14 protein-coding genes are annotated in these 17969 nt (G+C 37.9%); 6 read left to right on the top strand and 8 right to left on the bottom strand.

Translation table 11 applies throughout. From position 1 onward, the window contains the following. Positions 1 to 168 precede the first annotated feature (168 nt). On the bottom strand, positions 169 to 954 hold the full coding sequence (locus tag J7W16_RS17285) for a TIGR00266 family protein (RefSeq protein WP_210598731.1): 786 nt from the start codon (positions 952 to 954) through the stop codon (positions 169 to 171). 197 nt (positions 955 to 1151) lie between these two features. Between J7W16_RS17285 and J7W16_RS17280 the strand changes: the two genes are divergently transcribed. Then, the gene (locus tag J7W16_RS17280; protein WP_246880088.1) at positions 1152 to 3320 is read left to right on the top strand and encodes a catalase; all 2169 of its coding nucleotides are present in this window, start codon (positions 1152 to 1154) and stop codon (positions 3318 to 3320) included. A gap of 78 nt (positions 3321 to 3398) precedes the next feature. On the opposite strand, the gene J7W16_RS17275 is transcribed toward J7W16_RS17280, so the two are convergent. Continuing rightward, positions 3399 to 4802 carry an MFS transporter gene (locus J7W16_RS17275; protein WP_246880087.1) on the bottom strand — a complete coding sequence of 468 codons (1404 nt, stop codon included), beginning with the start codon at positions 4800 to 4802 and terminating at the stop codon, positions 3399 to 3401. Between the two features lie 157 nt (positions 4803 to 4959). Here J7W16_RS17275 and J7W16_RS17270 point away from each other — a divergent pair, with 157 nt between their 5' ends. Together J7W16_RS17270 and J7W16_RS17265 are read left to right on the top strand one after the other, a co-directional pair. Continuing rightward, positions 4960 to 6117, top strand: coding sequence for an MGDG synthase family glycosyltransferase (locus J7W16_RS17270; RefSeq protein WP_210598730.1), 1158 nt, complete (start codon positions 4960 to 4962; stop codon positions 6115 to 6117). Positions 6118 to 6309: 192 nt separating this feature from the next. Further along, positions 6310 to 8184 carry an LTA synthase family protein gene (locus J7W16_RS17265; protein WP_210598729.1) on the top strand — a complete coding sequence of 625 codons (1875 nt, stop codon included), beginning with the start codon at positions 6310 to 6312 and terminating at the stop codon, positions 8182 to 8184. 507 nt (positions 8185 to 8691) lie between these two features. Here J7W16_RS17265 and J7W16_RS17260 read toward each other — a convergent pair. Further along, entirely contained in the window at positions 8692 to 8844 is a 153-nt protein-coding gene (locus J7W16_RS17260) for a hypothetical protein (protein WP_210598728.1), read from the bottom strand. 40 nt (positions 8845 to 8884) lie between these two features. Beyond that, positions 8885 to 9673, bottom strand: a complete 789-nt coding sequence (locus tag J7W16_RS17255; RefSeq protein WP_210598727.1) for an alpha/beta fold hydrolase — start codon at positions 9671 to 9673, stop codon at positions 8885 to 8887. 226 nt (positions 9674 to 9899) lie between these two features. Here J7W16_RS17255 and J7W16_RS17250 point away from each other — a divergent pair, with 226 nt between their 5' ends. Both J7W16_RS17250 and J7W16_RS17245 read left to right on the top strand, forming a co-directional pair. Continuing rightward, positions 9900 to 10496 (top strand): spore coat protein, encoded by a 597-nt coding sequence (locus J7W16_RS17250; protein WP_210598726.1) that lies wholly within the window; start codon positions 9900 to 9902, stop codon positions 10494 to 10496. A gap of 187 nt (positions 10497 to 10683) precedes the next feature. After that, entirely contained in the window at positions 10684 to 11523 is an 840-nt protein-coding gene (locus J7W16_RS17245) for a cupin domain-containing protein (RefSeq protein ID WP_246880086.1), read from the top strand. Between the two features lie 194 nt (positions 11524 to 11717). Here J7W16_RS17245 and J7W16_RS17240 read toward each other — a convergent pair whose 3' ends face one another. After that, on the bottom strand, positions 11718 to 13271 hold the full coding sequence (locus J7W16_RS17240; RefSeq protein ID WP_210598724.1) for a tagaturonate reductase: 1554 nt from the start codon (positions 13269 to 13271) through the stop codon (positions 11718 to 11720). Between the two features lie 28 nt (positions 13272 to 13299). Continuing rightward, complete coding sequence (locus tag J7W16_RS17235; RefSeq protein WP_210598723.1) at positions 13300 to 14805, bottom strand: UxaA family hydrolase; 1506 nt, start codon at positions 14803 to 14805, stop codon at positions 13300 to 13302. A 121-nt stretch (positions 14806 to 14926) separates the two neighbouring features. Between J7W16_RS17235 and J7W16_RS17230 the strand changes: the two genes are divergently transcribed. Next, a complete protein-coding gene (locus J7W16_RS17230; protein WP_210598722.1) occupies positions 14927 to 15922 on the top strand; it encodes a LacI family DNA-binding transcriptional regulator in 996 nt (331 codons plus the stop codon). Between the two features lie 32 nt (positions 15923 to 15954). Here J7W16_RS17230 and J7W16_RS17225 read toward each other — a convergent pair whose 3' ends face one another. Next, positions 15955 to 17241, bottom strand: coding sequence for a Gfo/Idh/MocA family protein (locus tag J7W16_RS17225; RefSeq protein WP_210598721.1), 1287 nt, complete (start codon positions 17239 to 17241; stop codon positions 15955 to 15957). Positions 17242 to 17302: 61 nt separating this feature from the next. Continuing rightward, a complete protein-coding gene (locus J7W16_RS17220; RefSeq protein ID WP_210598720.1) occupies positions 17303 to 17953 on the bottom strand; it encodes a YesL family protein in 651 nt (216 codons plus the stop codon). Between the last annotated feature and the right edge of the window lie 16 nt (positions 17954 to 17969).

Here is a 17969-nt window from a genome sequence, read left to right as displayed (position 1 = left end):
TCTCAGACCTACTTATCCATTTTAAAGAGAGGATTACTGTTTTTATAACTTTAATCCATAGCCATACGTTTTGAAAACAAAGCTATTTACCATTAATACAACAAAAAGAAACTCCTTAATCCAGCTTACCGATTAAAGAGTTTCTTTGTTTAACATTCGGTTCGCTTCTTACCTGCCATCAAGCATATTAAAGAGTCCCTTCGCGATACTACCCTCGTCCTTTGAACCATCATTATGAGGCATCGCTGCAAAGACACGACTAGCAAGTCTACTAAATGGTAACGACTGAACCCAAACCGTTCCTGGCCCTTCCAATGTTGCAAAGAACAACCCTTCCCCACCGAATAATGCTGTTTTGACCCCTTTAACAAACTCAATATTGTAGTCAATCCCACTTGTCATAGCGACTAAGCAACCTGTATCAACTCTTAATTTATCTCCACGCTTCAGCTCTTTTTTATGAATCGTTCCACCTGCATGAACAAATGCCATGCCATCACCTTCAAGCTTCTGCATAATGAAGCCTTCACCACCGAAGAAGCCGGCACCAATTTTCTTCTGAAATTCAATTCCGACCGACACGCCTTTGGCCGCGGCTAAAAATGCATCCTTTTGACATATAATTTTTCCATTTAATTCCGAGAGGTCCATTGGGATAATTTTCCCAGGATACGGTGATGCAAAGGAAACGTGCTTTTTTTCAGACCCTTGATTCGTAAACGTCGTCATGAAAAGACTTTCTCCAGTGAGAACTCGTTTGCCCGCACCAAAGAGCTTTCCTACCAATCCACCTGAACTTGCACCATCGCCAAAGATTGTCTCCATTCGAATATCATGATCCATCATCATTAAACTCCCTGCTTCCGCAACGACGGTTTCGTCTGGATCCAATTCAACCTCGACAAACTGCATATCATCACCGTAAATCTTGTAATCAATTTCATGATTATTCAAAATAGACTCCTCCAGAAATTTCAAATTAACTTCATATCCTTATAGTAAAAGATTCCAATTGCAAGTGCTATTGTTTTTTGTCGATTCGACCAGTTTGTTTTGTCCCTTAACCATTTGTTTCTATGCTTGAGTGACATGTTCCCTTGTAGACGTGCATATACAATCAATAGTAGATATAGGTGATCCTACATACAGTTATGAAGAAACAGAAAGGGATGAAAATCATGTCAGATCATGAGCGACTCCATAGTAATGAGAATCAGAAAAAGCTAAATAACTTAGATGCTAAGGAAAAGCAATTAGAATCATTTACTATTGATCATACCGGTAAAAGGATGACAACAAATCAAGGACTCCGTGTCTCAAATGATGATGATTCATTAAGAGCTGGTAGACGTGGACCAACAATTATGGAGGATTTTCATTTCAGAGAGAAGATGACTCATTTTGATCATGAACGCATTCCAGAACGAGTCGTACATGCAAGAGGAAGTGGTGCTCATGGCTATTTCCAAGTATATGAGCCAATGCATGAGCTTACTGAAGCAGGGTTCCTACAGGATCCCTCGAAGAAAACACCAGTCTTTGTCCGTTTCTCAACTGTTCTCGGTTCAAAAGGCTCTCCAGATACCGCTAGAGATGTACGAGGATTTGCGACAAAATTCTATACAGAAGAAGGAATTTTTGATCTAGTCGGCAATAACATCCCGATTTTTTTCATACAGGATGCAATGAAGTTCCCTGATGTGATTCATGCCGGAAAACCTGAACCTAACAGAGAAATCCCACAAGCTGCCACGGCACATGATACATTTTGGGATTTCGTTGTTAACAATACCGAAACAGCCCATATGGTCCTATGGGTACTTTCTGATCGAGGTATTCCAAGAAGCTTTCGAATGATGGAAGGCTTTGGCGTTCACACATTTCGCTTTGTCAATAAACAAGGGAAGGCTCGCTTTGTGAAGTTCCACTGGAAGCCTATTCTCGGTGTTCACTCACTTGTATGGGAGGAAGCTCAACAACTAGCTGGAAAGGATCCTGACTATCACCGACGTGATTTATGGAACGCGATTGATGCTGAACATTTTCCAGAATACGAGCTTGGCGTACAAATTCTTGAGGAAGAAGATGAGTTTGCGTTTGATTTTGACATTTTAGATCCAACTAAATTTTGGCCAGAGGAAGACATTCCTGTTAGAAAGATTGGCAAGCTTACATTAGATCGCAATGTTGATAACTTCTTTGCTGAAACAGAACAGGTTGCCTTCCATGTAGCGAATGTCGTTCCAGGTATTGATTTTACTAATGATCCTCTTCTTCAAGGAAGATTGTTCTCGTATTTGGATACACAATTAATTCGATTAGGCGGTCCTAACTTTCATGAAATTCCAATTAATCGTTCTGTCTCAGCTGTTGTCAATAATCAACGCGATGGCTATCACCGTATGACAATTAACCGCGGTGTCACGAGCTATTCCGTCAATTCATTACAGAATAACGATCCTAAACCATCAAGTGAAAAAGAGGGCGGCTATGTTCATTACGCTGAAAAAGTAGACGGACGAAAAATTCGTGAGCGAAGCCCAAGTTTTAATGACCATTATAGTCAAGCGACTTTCTTTTGGAATAGTATGTCTGAGGTTGAAAAACAACATATCATTAATGCATTCCACTTCGAAGTTGGAAACGTTGAAAACAAGCAAATTAGACAACGAGTTGTTGAGGTATTTAACAACGTTGATAGTGAACTTGCTACTCTTATTGCCGCTGGTATTGGAGTAGATCCACCTATGGCACCAGGAGGTACTGGCGTAAAGGCAAGCTCACCAGCTGTTAGCCAGATGACAACAAAAAAGTCTCCGAAATCAAGAACAGTAGCTATTTTAGCTGAAAACGGGGTTAAGTATGAAGAGATCACCCAAGTAATAAAGAATTTGAATATTGAAGGTGTGTCAGCTAATATTATCAGCAAAACACTTGGCTTTATTACGTGTGAGAACGGACAAGAGATTAAAGTAGACAAAACATTCACTACTAGTGACTCTGTGATGTATGATGCAGTCTATCTTCCTGGTGGGACCGAAAGTGTAACTAAACTAAGCGAAGAGGCAAAAGCCCTACAATTTATTAAAGAAGCATATACTCACGCAAAAACAATCGGGGCTTCTAATGAAGGAGTCGAATTAATAGCAGATGCACAAATTTATGGAATCGCGATTGCTTCAGTGGAAAGTTCTTCATCGCCAATCAACTCTCTAGGTGTCATTACGATCAGAAACGCAACAAACATGCAAAGCTTTACACATGCGTTTACTCAAGGTATTGCCAAACATCGTCACTGGAGTCGCGAAATGAACTTGTAGTGTCTAATTACACACCTAGCTTTTAGTCGTGTCACAGAAGATACACTATTAATCTTTTGTGACACGTTCGAAAAAAGATTATCCTTCTTGCTGTGCTCGTTGTTGCAATGTACTTTTGACTTGTTTAATATCTGTTACATTTTTGTTCGCCATTTTAAAGTAACAAATCGCTGATGGAATAATAAATATTTGTAAAAGCGACAACGTGACAATATGATTATACGGTTCTGTTACATGAACCGAGACAACTCCGAGTATGATTCCAACACCTACATTGCCTAAGGTCCTTCCTAAACTATTAAATAAATTAGCAACACTAAAGGCAGTTCCTCTATGTTCAGGTAAATTCACATCTGTAATCAGTGCTAACCAATTTGGCGTATTCGCTGATTGAAAAGCAGATGCAAAGAATGCAAGTACGAATAGTAGAGCAACCAATGGATTCATCACGATTTGTTTAAGCAGACTAATCAAAATGAGCCATGCACTACCCTGATTAGGTATATCCAGATCGGTCATCGGGATTAGAAAAAACAAACAGTAGAGTGGTAAGGTTAACAAGATGAACACACCTGACAAATACGCTCTACCTTTATAGCTTTTACGTTGGGCCTTGTCACCAAGATGACCTAGATAGACTGATGCCATACCACCAATTTGGAAGATCGCATACAAATAACCAGAAGCTATGACTGCTGTCTCCATACTATAGCCCTGCTGAATAATCTTATATATGTACAAGGTTGGAATCCAAATAAGGCTACCTGTTGCAATATTCATAAAGAACGCTTGAATATATAAGTAGACATTGCTTGCCTTTAAGAGAATTAGCTTTAGATGCTCGGCTTTAATAACATAATCATACGATTGCTTGTCTCCCTTAAGACGTTTGAATTCAGGTTCAGCACCTCCCCTATTTGGTTCGGTTACAAATAGATATAAAATTATTAAAAATACGCCAATCAATGCAGTTAGTTCGAATGGCCACCGCCAACTGGTGGACGTCGCAGTTAAGGATGCGATAATTGAACCAGCAATGCCCCCCAGTCCTTGGGCCATCCCCCACAAGCTAAGAATAAGTCCTCTTTTCCGATAAGGGATATAGTCTGTTAAGACACTAAATCCAATTGCCGCCATGCAGCCAAGCCCAATACCAGTTATAATTTGATAGATCAGTAGTTGAACAAAATTTTGACTTAGCGAAGTTAAATAAACTGACAATACCCAAAGAATAGTTCCAATGATTATAAGCATTTTACGCTTATATTTACCAGACAAGTACCCCCATACGAGAGCAGAAATAGCAGTAACTAGAATGTTGACTCCCGAAACAAATCCCAAATCAGCAACATCTATATTCAAATCTGATGCGATGTATTGAAACAGTGGAGGAAATAATCCGATGATAATATGCTCAAAGGCAGCTAGAGCAATAAACACGAAAACAGTATAGTACATTTTGAATTTAGTCGTATGCCTCAATGATTTAATGCTCCTTTACTAGACGTCAGCTAAATTGTTTATTTTTTCCATTCTATCACATTGTACAAACTTACAATATATTTACAAATAATATTATTACGTTTACAATCTTTTGGTATACTTGTTTCAGAAGTGCACGGAAGGATGGATTTAACGAATGAGGAAAAAAATACTAATTATCTCTTCTGAGAATACAGGTCATGGTCATAAAAGTATTACAGAGTCATTATGCGAAAAGATTATTCTCGATACGAATGTCGACATCCATGTCGTCGACGGTTTTTCCCTTGGTGGACGACTTCTTTCAACCATTGGCAATTCCTATGGTCCAATCACAAGAAGCGCCGAAAAACTTTGGGAAATTATTTGGAAACTTACAGCAATCAAAGCATCTTTAGTAAATACATACATAGAAGCAGCTATTCAAAAGAATTTCTTACAATTGATTAAAGATATTGAACCAGATGTGATTGTCTCTGTCCATCCTAATTTTAATGGTTCCATACTGAACATATTAGAGAAAGAAAGATTAGACATCCCTTTCCTAACATTAATTGCAGATTTAGTTAATATCTATCCACTTTGGGCAGATAAACGGGCTAACTGTATTATCAGTCCGACATCCGAGGCTAGAGACAAATGTTTGGAATACGGAATTCCTAAGGAAAAAATCGTTATTTCCGGTTTCCCTGTCAGGTCAAGATTCTTTGCTAGTAACAGAAACTTACTTGAAGTCAAAGAAAGTCATTCTCCCCTTACCTGCTTAATTATGAGTGGCGGTGAAGGCTCCGGTAACATGAAAACAATCGCAGAAAACCTACTTAATAATTTTGATTGCAGAGTGAAAATCGTTGCAGGCAGAAACGCAAAACTAAAAGCTAATTTAGAAGAATCACTGCGTCAATACGAGGACAAAGTAGAAATCTATGGTTTTACTAAGGATATTCAAGACTTGATGTTTGATTCTGACATTGCTTTTACGAGAGGGAGTCCAAATGTGATGTTTGAGGCAATTGCTTCTAATACACCTCTCATTATCACTGGGGCCCTGCCAGGTCAAGAGGAAGATAATCCCGCATTTGTTGAAAAGCGTAATCTAGGTGTAATCTGTAAGGATACGGATCACATCAAGCAAGTCATCGGTGAACTATTAGAAAATGACGCACAGAAACTTAACAACATTAAACAATCACAGCAAGCATTTATTAACAGAGAAGCCGCTGAAGATATTGTAAGAATCATCTTACAAACTAGAAGTTCTTATCAGTATTCAGAAAGTATTAGTCAAATTAGTGCTTCGACCATTCATTCCTAATAAGTCAGACAGTAAGCCTACTAAAAATTGTTAGTTGGTTTACTGTCTTTTTTAGAGACTCTTTCCGAATACTTTGTTACTATTTAAGAGAAAGTAAAATTTGATAATATTTGTTATGTTTAACCACAGGTTCTATTAAGCTACTTATGTTTGTAAAATAAAAATAGTTTTCTATTAATACGGAGGAATACGATGTTAAAGAAATTTGAAAACGTTCCACTTTATGTGATGGCTACAGCGTTGTTTGGACTAAAAACCTTTTTAGTCTATTGGCTTTTGTTTGATTTATCGATTGAGAACCCTTTGCAAGCGTTTATTTTATTTATTAATCCATTCGCTTCCGCATTTTTCTTTTTTGCTCTTAGCGTATGGTTGAAAGAGAAGAACCAATTAAGATTAATTCGTTATGGTTCATTGATAGGAACAATCATTCTTTGGGCAAATTTGATGTTCTATCGTGATTACACTGACTTCCTTACTATTCCTGTCCTATTTCAAGCAAATAATGCCGGTGATGTTGGGAACAGCATCTTCATGCTTTTTCAGGCAACAGATCTATTATTATTTCTGGATGTTATTATTATTTGGTACCTAAGTAAGAATCGATCTCGAATTTCCGTTCATACTCGAAAAGCCCGAGTATTGAGCTTCTCAATTATCTTGTTAGTAATGAATTTCACGTTAGCAGAAATTGAAAGACCTCAGTTATTGCAACGGACGTTTGATCGAGAATATTTAGTCAAAAATATCGGTGTCTTTCATTTTCATTTATTCGATATCGTTCAGCAGTCTTTGATGAGAAGTCAAAAAGTTTTCGCAACGGAAGATGATACGAACATCTCTGAGATTGTTGATTATATAGAGGAAAATGTAAAAAGCGAGCAATCCTCTGAGTTATTTGGTGTAGCTAAAGATAAAAATTTGATCTTTATTTCTCTAGAGTCTCTCCAAAGCTTTGTAATCAATAACAAAGTTAATGGTGAAGAGGTCACCCCATTTTTAAATAATTTAATCGAGGATAGCTATTATTTCGAGAACTTCTATCATCAAACAGCACAAGGAAAAACATCTGATTCAGAATTTCTAGTAGATAATTCATTATACCCACTTTCCGGTGGTGCTGTCTTCTTCACACATGGCCAAAATGAGTACCATGCAATTCCTGAGATTCTAGGTGATAAAGGTTATAGTACCTCTGTATTTCATGCAAATAATAAAGACTTTTGGAATCGAGATGTAATGTACACTAGCCTTGGCTACGATCACTTTTTCGACGAAACCGCATTTGAATTAACTGAGCAAAACCAAGTCGGTTGGGGGTTAAAAGATAAGGATTTTTTTGACCAATCTATCGAACACTTACAAACATTGCCTAAGCCTTTTTACAGTAAATTTATCACGTTAACGAACCACCATCCATATGTCCTAAGTGAAGAGGATGCATCAATTGAGCCATTTTCTTCAGAATCAGAAACCTTGAATAACTATTTTGTGACCGCACGCTATACCGATGAAGCTATTGAACAGTTTTTTAAACAATTAAAAGAAACCGGAATGTATCAAGAATCAATCATTGTACTAATGGGTGATCATTATGGTATTAGTGAGTATGAGAACGATGCCCTCTCCTTGTATTTTGATAAAAAAGAGCTTACAGAGTATGAGAGCATGCAGTTGCAACGAGTACCATTCATCATTCACATTCCAGGTGAGGATGGCAAGGTCTTTTCTGATATCGCAGGCCAAATTAATGTAAAACCAACATTACTACACTTACTCGGGATTGATACAACCGATGAAATCGGTTTTGGGGTCGATCTATTTGGAGATAAACAGAAGGAGTTTATTGCACAGCGGGATGGAAGTTTTGTCAGCGACGAATATGTCTATGTCAATGAACAATGCTACAACCGAGAGTCAGGAGAGCGTTTAGATACCGATAAGGGTTCGTTTGAACTATCAATCCCCTCCTCCCCATGTGATCCAATTAAAGAAAAAGTAATCGATGAATTGAAATATTCTGACCAGATTATCTATGGTGATTTGTTCAGGTTTCATACCTTTTAATAAGAGGAAAAGGGATTTGTCCCACTAGGTTTAATCTAACCTTTTGGGCGGATCCCTTTTCTTTTACTATTCGGTGATAGTGATAATTACTCCATCGACATTGTTTCCCGAGATTAAAAGGTAGCATAAGTTTAGAATTCCCAAAAATAAAAGTCTTGTTACTTTCGACAGCACGACATAAATAACCAGGAAAAATCAGCACAAATAAATGCCTCCTTTCATACACTGCTTATATAGCTGTGAGATTGGAGGCCTTTATGAAAATCGAGAAGAAAACCACACCTTATGGATATGACCTTCTTATTAATAACATTCTTCATAAACGTTGTATTTCTTGCAAAATATGGTTTAAGTTTGATGGGGAAATGGGCTGTTGTCCTCATTGCGTGAATAATATTAGGAGTAAAATATTTAAATAAGATAGGCTATAGTCTGCCTCTTCTTTTGATAATGACTACATAAGAAATTTTAATTTAATTTTACCTGTCTTTAATATAAATGTTATGTTTACAATCTATCGTCCTCGTATTGTTTATAATATTCACCCTTATTTGGCTTGTTTTCTTTTGGAAATAGAGTAAGTTCGACTCCTAATTCCAGTTCTATTTTGTTGATTTTTTCTAATTTTTCTTTGCTTAAATTCGCATTATTTTGATCCATTACATATCCTCCTCCTTTTTCGTTCATTCCAATGGTGCTATCAATCAGAATTAGGTACTAGCTTCTTTCTCTTCAACCAGTCTCTTATTGCAGCATTACATTCATCTGGGGCTTTTGTTGGAACCTGATGCTTTACTCCATGAATATAGACAATCTCAACATCTTCAATCAGTTGTTTAAAGAGATGTTGATATTCGTGCAGATAATAGTCTCTTGATCCGTAAATTAATAACAGCGGTACATTAATCTGTTGGAGACGGCTTTCACTGCTAAAGTGTAAGCCTATTTGATATTGCTGTGCTAACATTTGTGGGTTGGTTTTCTTTATTTCTCGATAATGCTCCTCAGCCGCTTGCTTGTCCGAAAAATGATTTCTCGAAAGAGCTTTTGCGAGGAATGTCATTAAGCCATTTTTGGCAGCCCAGATCCCTATTTGGTATTCCTTTTCTAATAAGAAACTGTTTACTGCATAATAGCCACCAATAAGAATCAAACCCATTGTCCGTTCTGGATAAGTCAGGGTAAACTCCTGAGCTATGCAGGCTCCATTAGAGTAGCCACAAATAACTGCTCTCTTGATATGATTCGTATCTAAGACACGTTTTACGTCAGAAATTAGTTGATCCATCGTCATCAGCTCACTGCTTCTTTCACTTTGACCGTCCCCTCTTATGTCGAAACTGATCAGTTGGCATTGATCGATCAGTTTCACTTGATATCGAAAGGTTAAGTGTCCGACACCTGGTGGAGGAATAAGGATAATTGGGGTTCCCCTTCCGATTTCTTCATAATAAATTGCTGGTTGATGTCTTTCTACTGTGTAGGGCAATCACGACTCACATCCTCCATAATCTTGATAGTCATTCATGTAACCGCTAAAACTCTCCTTCAATCCTTATATAGCATTTCCATTTTTCTGGGATACAAATAAGGAATTAATGGTAATCGCACTTTTCAGTTAGAGTAATAATTAATTTTTTGTGATCCGTATGTAATATCTGCCTATGTGTAAACTAGCTTTGGGTCGTATCCCACAACACATAGGAGGAATGAATATGAATTTAGCAGCACATGAACTTTTAGAAACACAGGAAGCGTTGCGGACGAAAGCAGCAGAAATTGAGCAACATGGTTTATTCGCTAATCAATGTAATGATCAACGCCTGAAAGCGATCTTAGCAAAGCATCAGCAACAAATGATTAATGCTTATCAACAAGGCATTAATTTAATGCAAGGTAAAGGAGCTCAAATGACTCATTCAATTCCGAGTTTCCATACCCAAAATCATAATCCATATGCCCATCATCAAGTAACAATGTCAGCTCCAATGATGAATACTCAAGCTCTATCAGATCAAACCATTGCTACTCTAGCTCTTAATGTCCATAAATCAGGTTCTGTCATGGGAATGCAGTGGGCGAACGAGTGCGTCGATCCACAAGTTCGCACCTATCATGTAAATGGGGCTAACCTATGTCAAGAAATGGCCTACGAAATTTGGTCTTGGATGAATCAAAATGGGTACTACCAGCCACCGACCTTTAATACTGCTCAAACAACTCAAATCATGGGTATGTTTCAACCAATGGAATCAATTAATCAGCAAAATATGATGAACATCCAAGGACAACATACAGGATATATGCAATAGTTGTTTTCTTTCTCTGATAGAACGGGCTTGTCCCGTTCTATTACTTCTTCTAATAACGGATCCCTTCTACATTTCCTCACTCAATAAAGACTCTTGCCCAATTTATAGAAGCATGACAATATGTAAAGGCCATTCTCCAAACATAGGCATAGGATGATTTGAAAACCTACGGAGGGGAATGAACATTATGTACGATCAAAACACTCAAGACCAGAAACAAGTTGTTGATGCCATTCAGAATGGCATTAGAAAAGAGGTTACAGCAATTAATTTATATGAGCGATTGCTAGAATCAGCACCGAATCAGGTTCATAAAGAGGGTATTGTTCACACACTCGAATCGAAAAAGAGTCATCTAACACAAATAACTAATTTGTTTACGCACCTAACTGGCCAAAGGCCTAATGATGAACTAGCTGACCAAGTTTCATTTACAGATTACAGTGATGGGCTTGAAAAGGTCTATCAAACTGAAGTACAAGGATATGAAGAATTTCAAAGAAGTGGCCTCTTTACTCCTAACGACCATACTAACCGCCATTTATCATGGGCATCGTCTCATGGTCAAGTGAGTGGCAATAGACATCATTCCAATCAACAGATCGTTTCAGATTCAATTGATTATGGATCATCACCATTTGTCGTAGATATTGAAAAGGCTACACAAGAAAACACTTTCTTTCGTACTGCATTGTGGACAGGAACTCAGTTGCAAGTAACATTAATGAGCATTGATGTTGGTGAAGATATCGGGTTAGAGCAACATCCAAATCTCGATCAGTTTATTCGCATCGAAGAAGGTCAGGGACTTGTTCAAATGGGAGATCAAAAAGATCAATTGAACTTTCAAAAGAGAGCTTTCGCAGACGATGCTATTCTTATACCAGCTGGGAAATGGCATAATTTAACGAACACGGGGAATAACCTATTAAAGCTTTACTCGATCTACGCTCCACCAGAGCATCCATACGGAACTGTTCATGAAACGAAAGAAGATGCAATGGCTGCCGAAAATAACCACTATTAAACTGAAAAGAGGCCCGGACACAAGTATCTGAACCGACTCAAAACCCGAACAAAGATAGATGAGCGAACACCATTCCTGAAATATACTTTGCTTCCCGCGGAAAGCGAAGTATATTTTAGGAGCGGTTTGCGTCAGCCATCATCGTTGTTCGGATTTCTTTTTGTGAAATTCCTTTGTCCAGCCTCTTATACCTATTACTGTTTCTCTGTTGGACTAAAAATTTCACTGCTATTAACTTGTTGTGCTATCTCTTTGACGCTCTCCTTCATTCCATTCCTGATAACCCTTTGTACATCGTAGGTGACCATGTCAGTCAAGCCAGTGATTTCATTTAAATCAAGGTCCCAGAGCTGTTTATTCGCTAAAATAGTTGTTACGACATTCTTCAGTTCTTCATCCGTTTCGCTCTCAATTTTCCATGCTTGTAAACATGCGAGAATGGCTTCACCATTATCACGAATCTCGTAATCCTCCTCTCCTCTTTTCCCAACTAGTAGATTTCCCTTACGTTCGCTTGAACGATAATAGACGATTAACGCCGCTAGTGAAAATACAATCGCTCGAGGGAGTTGTTTATTTGTTTCATGGTATGCTAGTAAAGGTGGCAACAATCTTGATTTAAATTTATAGATAGCATTCATTCCAATATCGACTAGATAATGTTTATTGAATGGGTTTAAAAAGCGCTCGAATACTGATCGAACAAAAGAAAGTGTTTCTGAATCGTCCATATTGACGGTCGGAAGAATTTCATGAAAGACACCCTGTTCTACTAATATACGAAGATCCTTATCATTCATCACCTCTTGTACCGTATTTACACCTGATAGAAAACCAACAGCAAACATCATCGTATGTGGTCCGTTCAACAGCCTTACTTTTATTTCACGATACGGGCTTATATCCCCCCATTTCACATTCAATCCAGCTTGAGCAAATGGTAGCCTGCGAGCAATGTCTTCATTCCCATCAATAGCAAATAGGTGATATGGTTCACCTACAGTTAACAGAGTATCTTCGTAGCCAAGCAACTCGTTAAACTGTTCAATTTTATCCTTTGGAAATCCTGTCACTATACGATCAACCAATGTATTACAAAATTGATTATATTCCTTCACCCACTCAATAAACTCACTCGCTAATTTCCAATCAGTAGCATACTGTAATACAAGTTCTTTCAACACTTCACCATTTCTCTCTACTAATTCACAGGGGATAAATACGAGTCCTGCTTTTGAATCTCCACCAAAGACTTGAAAGCGGCGATATAGAAACGCCGTTATCTTACCAGGAAAGGAGAGGGGTGATTTTTCTGATAGCTCCTCTTCCATATAAGTTAGACCCGCTTCGGTTGTATTGGAAAAAACAAACTCAATATCCTTTGATTCAGCTAAGGATAACACTTGATCCCAATCTTCATACGGATTAATCCCTCTAGATATCGAAGAGATAATTTCATTGCTTTCTACTTTTTGACCATCTTCAAAGCCTCTTAACGCAACAGTGTATAGACCATCTTGCTTATTTAGTTTAGGAACAACCTTTCCATGGGGAGTAGGCTGAATTGCGACCACCTTACCATTAAATAGACCCTGCTTATTCATCTGATGGATCATCCAATCGACAAATCCTCTAATGAAATTTCCTTCTCCAAATTGAAGAACCTTCTCTGGTAAGCTATCTAGTTTTTCATAGGTAACATGATTAGGAAGATTCTTTTTTTCTATTGATTGATTCAGCTGTTCCATCCAATCTCTCCTTCTTTGTTATCACTGCCTATAAAATCACACCATCTTTAAAAATCGAGATTTCTTTAAATCCATTTTTCTCATTATTCGTTCTGACCTCACCTGAAGCCAATTGAATGATATAGTCAAACAATTCATCAGTTAGTTGAGCGAGCTCTTTCCCATTTACTAATTGCCCTGCATCAAAGTCAATCCAGTTCTTCTTCTTCTGAAACAAAGCGGTATTTGTCGACATCTTCACTGTTGGAACAGGACCACCAAAAGGTGTACCTCTCCCTGTCGTAAAAATCACAATATGAGCCCCTGATGCGGCAAGTGCCGTCACAGATACTAAATCATTTCCAGGTCCTTGTACTAAATTCAAACCAGGTGATGTTACACGGCCACCATATGGTAAGACATCATTCACTGTTGAAAATCCACCCTTTTGTACACAGCCCAATGACTTCTCCTCGAGTGTCGTAATCCCACCTTTTTTATTACCAGGTGAAGGATTCTCATAGACTACTTGATTGTGTTTAATGAAGTATGCTTTGAAGTCATTTACTAAATCAACAATCATCTCAAATACTCGTTCATTCTTCGCTCGCTCCATCAAAATTGTCTCTGCCCCGAACATTTCTGGCACTTCGGTTAATACCGTAGTTCCACCATAGGATATTAGCTTATCTGAGAACGAACCAACTAATGGATTAGCTGTAATACCAGAAAAGCCATCCGAGCCCCCACATTTCAAACCGACCTTAAGTTTTGACACTGGAATATCTTCGCGTGTGAATTTCTGTGCATAATCAATCAGTTCTTCCATTAATTCCATTGCTTCTTCCAACTCATCATCCGCTTCTTGCACACTTAAAAATTTCACTCGCTTATTGTCATGGTCACCGATTACCTTTTTAAATTCCTCTATATAATTATTTTCACAACCTAATCCAAGTACGAGCACAGCAGCGGCATTAGGATGATGAACTAAATTACTCAATATTTTCTGTGTGTGATGGAGGTCATCTCCTAGCTGAGAGCAACCAAATAGATGTGGATAATGATAGACACCATCGATACCCTTGCCACGGTATTGATCGTCTGCTGTTTTGGCGACTAGTTCCGATGTTTTATTAATACAGCCAACCGTATTAATAACCCAAATCTCATTTCTAATGCCTACGTCCCCATTTGCTCGTTGATAGCCTTTAAATGTTCGTTCTTCCACCACAGTCGCAGTAGAAGTTGGATCCTCTCCCTCTTTCGGATAAAAGGTATAATCTAATTCTCCCGATAGATTCGTTTTTGTATTATGAGTATGAACCCAGCAGCCTGCTTTAATGTCTTCTGTTGCATGGCCAATTGGAAATCCATACTTGATTAAATTTTGACCTTGGTTGATTTGTCTTATCGCAATCTTATGGCCAACATCAATATCTTCTTTTACAACAATCTCTTTGCCTTCAAATAGTAATCGTTCATCTTTATGATAATGTTTAAGAGTGACGACGACATTATCGGCTTTGTTGACTAATAGATAATCTGTTTTCATATTAACCTCCTTAATATTTAAGAAATTCAAAGGTTTTCGGGCAACACCTTTTTACAATTGGTTCTCTTTGCTATAATAGGTTCATCAATAACAACGTTGTTAATTAATTGGAGGATGTTTCATGAGTGTGACGATTAAAGATATCGCTAAACAAGCTGGTGTAAGCTATTCGACCGTTTCAAAAGCATTAAGAGATAGCCCTCTCGTAAAATCGCCTACAAAAAAGAAAATAATTAAAATAGCTGAAGAACTCGGCTATCAACCTAATATTGCAGCTCGTAGCCTAGTACAAAAAAAGTCATATACAATTGGTGTCATTTGGCCAAGTGTTAAGCGAATGGCTCCTGCAGTATTAATTACGAAAATAACTGATTTGTTAGAGGAACATTCGTATTCAACCCTTCTCTCTATTAATAAAATAGACTCAGCTATCGCAACCTTTAATCGTTTTCAAATCGATGCGATCGTTGTCTTTGGTGATAATAGAGGAACGATTCATCATTCTTCCTTCAAGACAAAGGTTCCAATTTTATATTATGGAATCAAGGAACATACTCTGTTCCCAACGATTGATGTGAACCGCCGCTTTGCAATAAAAATGGCGACAGAATATTTGCAAAGGATTGGTCATCAACGGATTGCTTATATTGGCGATTTAACAGATGAGGATCCGTTACAAATAGAAAAGAGATTAGGGTACTTAGAAGCAATGAATGTAAATCAGACTGAAAATAGTAAGCATTTCCTTGTTCCGACAAATGGATTAGATATTCATGATGGCTATCAGGCTGCGAAATCCTTGCTTTCTGACAAACAATCAGTGACAGCGATCATTAGTGGAAGCTACGATTTAACAAGAGGTATTTTGCGAGCAACGACTGAGCTTGGTCTAAAAATACCTAGTGACTTATCGATAATAAGCTATGATAATATTACACTGACAGAAGAATTTGATGTGCAAGTAACCCGAGTCGGAGTTCCGATTCCCCGTATCGCACAAAAAATCTGCGAGACATTATTATCCATTATTGAAGAGGATGAAATAGAGAATTCAATCATTCTTGAACCAGAGCTTAGCAGTGGTGATTCCTGTGCCACTATTAAAAGTAGGACATAAGTAGATAAGTTCTATGTCCTACTTCCTTCTGCCTATTGCTTCACCCTAGAACCTTTAAGAAGATCTTCGATATTCATTGGTTTGTTTTCGATACTTGATCTCCAGACACCCTCGCCGACAGCAATCGAGTAAGCACCCGCTTCTGCCCCAGCTAAAATATCATAACGTCGATATGGATCACTACCTAAAAAAAGATCTTCTTGAATAATTGGATCTCCTCCACCATGACCGCCTTCAGACTGAACGACGTGAATAATTTCTTTTGAACCAAACAGAGGGAAATAATCAATGGTTTGCTCAGGGACTGGAAACGGAACCCTTGATAATTCATGAAATTCCTGTGTTTCAAGTCTTCCTTTTGTGCCATTGATTGCTAGGCGATACCCTTCATATGGAAGAGAGAAATTAATTGAATAACTCAATAGAGCACCCAGATCATATTTCACTGTAGCGACATACGTATCTTCAATTTCAATTTCATGATCGAAAATACAGGCATCTGTCCGGTAGTTAGTATATGGCTGGTTCCCTCCAGATTTTATATGATCATCTTTCACAGCTAACGAATCTGTTCGGTTTGTCCAGCGCGTGTAATAATCACATTCGCGCCTCTGACTACAGGTGCCACAATAGCGATTGTCAATTGGACTAGGATTTAATTCACCATCTTTTCCATAGTAATTTAAGGCACCGTATGCAAACACCTGCTCAGGCTTCTGATCAATCCACCAGTTCACTAAATCAAAATGATGTGTCGACTTATGGACAGATAACCCTCCTGAATACTCTCTCATTCGGTTCCAGCGCTTAAAATAACTAGCCCCATGATACGTATCAATATACCAATTTAAGTCAATCGATGTAATCCGACCAAGCTTTCCATCTAAAATCATTTCTTTTATTTTGCGATGGAATGGATTGTATCGGTAATTGAACGCTACAGTCACTTTTCCCTTGCTCTTCTTCTCTGCCTCCATAACCCTATTTGCATCAGTACAGGTTGTGACCATTGGCTTTTCACTAATAATATCTAAATCATGCTCCAACCCTTGAATGATATAATCGACATGGGTGTCATCCCGACTTGTGACAATAACCGTTGTTGCACCAGTTTCCTTTACCATCTGAGAAAATTGCTCTGGTCTGTACGTTCTAATCATCGCTAATTCTGGAAATACTTGCTGACAAAGCTCGATTCGCTTTTGATCAGAGTCTAGTAAACCTACAATTTCATTTTCCTCAGAAAACTTTGTCTGTACCGGCTTAATAAACATATCAAGTGCTCGATTACTTAAACCACATACTACGATTTTTTGCATTGTGCTCCCCCTAATAACAACGTTGTTATTTTCATAAAAAGATATTCTTCTTGTTCGTTACCTACATGCTTGTAATTTCTGTTGCTTCATTAAGCATATGTTCCTTCTTTCTTTCAACAACCTTAAAAATAATATTTACAACTCGAGTGATAAAATAACTTACTAAACTAGCAGCAAAGAATAGAGTTAATCCAGGCAGGGTCATCATCATATACTGAATCCCAACAATTCCGATAACGATCATACAAGTATACTGAGGATAAGCCACCCCAAGTAGCAGGGCTGTTTTAATATACTGCGTGCCCTGGAGCTCTAGACGAACATAAATGGGAAAAAACAATAAAAGCGTCGTGATAAATAAAATACTAACCACAAGTAGACAATACCTTACTACCATCATCCAAATCACTTGATCGGCGGCGAGAATAAAATTGACATATAAGATATAGCCAACAAAGATAAAAAACAAACCATATAAATTTGATTTAATAAACTCAGATTTATATGTTTGTAGAAATGTTTTAAAAATTGGAACATCTTCTGTGTCAAGCCACTTTCTCATGACCGTAAACATCGCAACAGTTGCCGGCATTACACCGATTACAACAAGTCCAACGAGTGAAAAGAAGATCCATAACAAATTTATATACGCAAGCCGCGATATAAACACACTCACTCTGTAGAAGCTCCCCATTAAGCCAGTCATCTCCATGAAGCAATCCTCCTCT

This window comes from Halalkalibacter suaedae (assembly GCF_017939705.1).
GTDB lineage: Bacteria > Bacillota > Bacilli > Bacillales > Bacillaceae_D > Halalkalibacter > Halalkalibacter suaedae.
This window is presented reverse-complemented; position numbering and strand designations above follow the sequence as displayed.